Genomic DNA, 2,168 nt, shown 5'->3' on the forward strand with positions numbered 1-2,168 from the left:
AGAAGAACTCCCACAATAGTTTCACTGTCTTTGACACATACAGCTTGCAGCTTGTTCATAAACTTCAATACAGTCTGCTTATGTTCTTCTAAATTCTCTTCTGTTTCGAGCCCGGGGAAATTCCAGCTAACCTTTCGAACAAGCTGCATCCACGAATCGATATATGAACTTTCTCCAAATATTGCTTCCATTTCTTTCATCACTATCAGATTATTCGAATTTATTCTTCCATCAAGGATTATGTATTACATTTCTCTTTCCACTATTGGCAGTTCCTCTTACTTCTTCATGGTAAAAGTAATCTACGATTGTTGGATGTCCTTTCTCTACTCTCTCATACGGAGTTTCATTATCAACAAACCTGCAATCATACTTTTTAGCCAGCTCTTCTGCTTTCTTTTCCAGCGCTTCAAAATAGCTGCGGTTCTTCTTGTTATAAATTTCATCATACAGTGGCACCAGATCCGGATGTTTATCGGAAATGTATTTCATGATATCTGCCTTAAAACCTCCGCGAAGATTCAGATTCTCAAGCCATACAAGGTCACACTGATCTTTTGTCCTGTCTATAATTGCCTCTATATCCGTAATTCCCGGGAACACGGGTGAAATGAAGCAAATTGTACGAATGCCTGCCGCATATACCTCTTTCATTGCAGCAAGCCTTCTTTCTATGCTTACTGCCGCATCCATATCGTCTTTAAACTCTTCATCGAGAGTATTGATTGACCATGATACTGTAAGTCTGCTATTTTCGTTGATCTCTTTTAGCAGATCCAGATCTCTTAGTACAAGGTCTGACTTTGTGCAGATAAGTATGTCCGCACCACTGTCCTTTAGTTCTTCCAGAAGTCTTCTTGTATTTTTATATGTTTCCTCTAGCGGATTATAACCATCCGTAACTGTTCCAATGATCACCTTCTGGCCGGCATACTTCTTTGGATTCTTTATTTCAGGCCAGTCTTTCACATCCATGAATGTTCCCCATTCCTCCGTATGCCCTGTAAAGCGTTTCATAAAAGATGCGTAGCAGTATTTACAGGCATGGGGACACCCCACATAGGGATTCACCGAATATCCTCCAATAGGAGTATTCGATTTTGTCATTACACTTTTTGTTTCTATATGATTTACTTTGATTTCTGGTCGTTCCATATCCTCTGTTCCTCCAGCACTTTGTTAAAAGCATCCGGCATTTCCTGTATCATTTCTTCTCCCATAATCGGAACAAGATCTTCTTTCCAGAATACAGGAATGTTCAGTTCATGAGCCTGTTCTGTCAATGAATAAGCCCACCCGGGATCTGTTTTAACAGTCCTGCTCTTTGCACCTGTCATGGTTCCCACCACAATCCAGTCAATGCCTGTAAGATCAACCTTACCCGGATCATCGAACAAAGGCTCAAAGGTAACATGATATTTTTTTGCCTTCACATTGCTCCGCAGTGCATCAATACGCCATAACTCAGACTTTCTCGTAACTGTAACGCCAAACCATGCATTATCAAGATCTGTTTCAAAAGACAGAAGATCCGGTCGTTTGGTAAGAAAAAGAAACTGGTGCTGAGGATTCTCTGCTATCTTTTTAAAGACTTCCTCTCTCCATTCCTCATGCCAGCCCGAGAGATCGCTCATGCCGGTCAGCAGAAAATTCTGCGGCTTTTTCTTTTCCATCATACGAAGCTTTCCTTGAAAAAACTGTGGCTTTTCAAAATCATCTATGATGTGATAACGCCTCGTATTGTTTCTGGCATAGCAGTACGGACATCCAACAGTGCACCCTATAACAATATTCATGTTCTGAATCTGATCTTTAATACAGATACTCATATGTCACTCCATTCCTCAAGGTTTACCCTGATGCGGTTAAGATACTCTTCAAACTGAAGAATCTCTTTATCCGTAAAATCACGATAATAAATATTCCCCATCTCATTTGATACGGAGTCATAAGCTTCTTTAAGTTCTTTGGCTTTATCTGTGAGGAACAGAAGAGTTTTTCTCTTATCAGCTTCATCAGTTTTGCGGCTTATCAGTCCGTTTTTTTCCATCCGCTCAAGCATGGTTGTAAGTGAAGTAATTGCAAGTCCGCTTTTCTCGGAAATAATTTTAATAGGAACACCATCTTCCTGCCATAAGACATAAAGAATCCTTCCCTGAGCTCCGTTA

3 protein-coding genes and 1 pseudogene are annotated in these 2,168 nt (G+C 40.3%); all 4 read right to left on the reverse strand.

The window, feature by feature from the left end; all coding sequences use genetic code 11:
- Nucleotides 1–191, reverse strand: a pseudogene (locus G585_RS19805) (hypothetical protein); the annotation flags it as partial.
- Between the two features lie 40 nt (nucleotides 192–231).
- Entirely contained in the window at nucleotides 232–1,155 is a 924-nt protein-coding gene (locus G585_RS0116515; RefSeq protein ID WP_022776479.1) for a radical SAM mobile pair protein B, read from the reverse strand.
- Nucleotides 1,131–1,829, reverse strand: a complete 699-nt coding sequence (locus tag G585_RS0116520) for a radical SAM mobile pair protein A (protein ID WP_022776480.1) — start codon at nucleotides 1,827–1,829, stop codon at nucleotides 1,131–1,133. Before G585_RS0116520 ends, G585_RS0116515 begins: the two co-directional genes overlap by 25 nt.
- On the reverse strand, nucleotides 1,826–2,168 hold a 343-nt coding region (locus tag G585_RS0116525), incomplete at its 5' end, for a MarR family winged helix-turn-helix transcriptional regulator (protein WP_022776482.1). The genes G585_RS0116525 and G585_RS0116520, both read right to left, overlap by 4 nt.

It is taken from the genome of Butyrivibrio sp. AE2015, assembly GCF_000420825.1.
GTDB lineage: Bacteria > Bacillota > Clostridia > Lachnospirales > Lachnospiraceae > Butyrivibrio.